1 protein-coding gene is annotated in these 1,117 nt (G+C 67.1%); it reads left to right on the plus strand.

Annotated features, from left to right (window positions below):
- Positions 1-125 precede the first annotated feature (125 nt).
- The gene (locus tag NFU81_RS03770) at positions 126-860 is read left to right on the plus strand and encodes a helicase associated domain-containing protein (protein WP_251484986.1); all 735 of its coding nucleotides are present in this window, start codon (positions 126-128) and stop codon (positions 858-860) included.
- Positions 861-1,117: the final 257 nt, after the last annotated feature.

A 1,117-nucleotide genomic window follows, 5' to 3' on the forward strand; every position in this document is an offset into this window, starting at 1 on the left:
TGCCTGAGCTGCGGCGACAAGCCCCACGGCCCGGACACGTCGTTAGAAATCAGGCGGCAGACCATCGGAATAACCTGGACATCGAGCCTGTAGTTCACAGCGCCCAGGAACTCGAAGAGTTGGGCATGATCTGGTCCCACTGGGACGTCGCCTTCCAGGAAGGCCTGTCCGCAGCGCAGGGGTGGGCCGCCGAACACGGCCACCTCCTGGCGCCCACGACAGCGGTCTTCAACGGACATCCGACGGGGGTATGGCTGAAGAATCTGAGAACGGCAGGTCGGAAGCTCGCGCAGATCGAAGCGCGCCGCGAGGCCGGCCTGCCCATCGGCTCCACCGCCGGTGCACTGACCGAAGAACGCCGCGACGCACTCGAGGCCATCGACCCGTCCTGGTGCCCGGCCTGGCCCGTCGCCTGGCAACGGGCCTACCGGTTGTGCCGGGGCCTCATCACGGTCGGCGCCCCGCTCCCGACTGCCCCAGGCCAGACCACCCTCCAGGGCGAAGACCTCGGCGCATGGGTCCAAGCACAGCGCCTGGACTGGGAGCAGCTGCAGCCAGCCCAAGCCTGGATGCTCGAGAACATGCTCCACCTCACCCCGGCGCAGCCCGATGAGCGGCCTCCAGCGCCCCGAACACAGGCCGACAAATGGGCGCTGAACATCCGGGCCGCCAAGGAGTTCCAGGCCCGCGAAGGAAGCCTCCAGACCGTTCCCCGCAAGGCCGTGGTCCAACTCAGCGAGCCGGACGGATCGCAGACCGCCGTGAAACTGGGGCTGTTCGTCGACAACTGCAGACGCCGGGCCGACAAGCTGAGCGCGGACCGGCGCGCGGAACTCGACGCCCTCGGCATGCGCTGGTAGAGATCTTTGGAGGAGATACGCCCGAAGGGCGCCCCCGCGGGGGCGCCCTTCGGGCGTATCTCCTCCAAAGACCCCGAAGCCTGTGGTTGGGGCACACCGCTCGGCTAGTGAATACGTAGAGTGATGACCGAGAGGAGGATCAGACCGACCGGCATGGAGGGCGGGCCTTCCCCCATGAAGGTGGGCACGCGGTTATTGATCACGCGGCGAGTGTGAGTTTAGCGGTGTGGTGTCGGTGTTCGTATTCGTTGGGGCTG

Source organism: Actinacidiphila cocklensis, assembly GCF_907177275.1.
GTDB lineage: Bacteria > Actinomycetota > Actinomycetes > Streptomycetales > Streptomycetaceae > Actinacidiphila > Actinacidiphila cocklensis.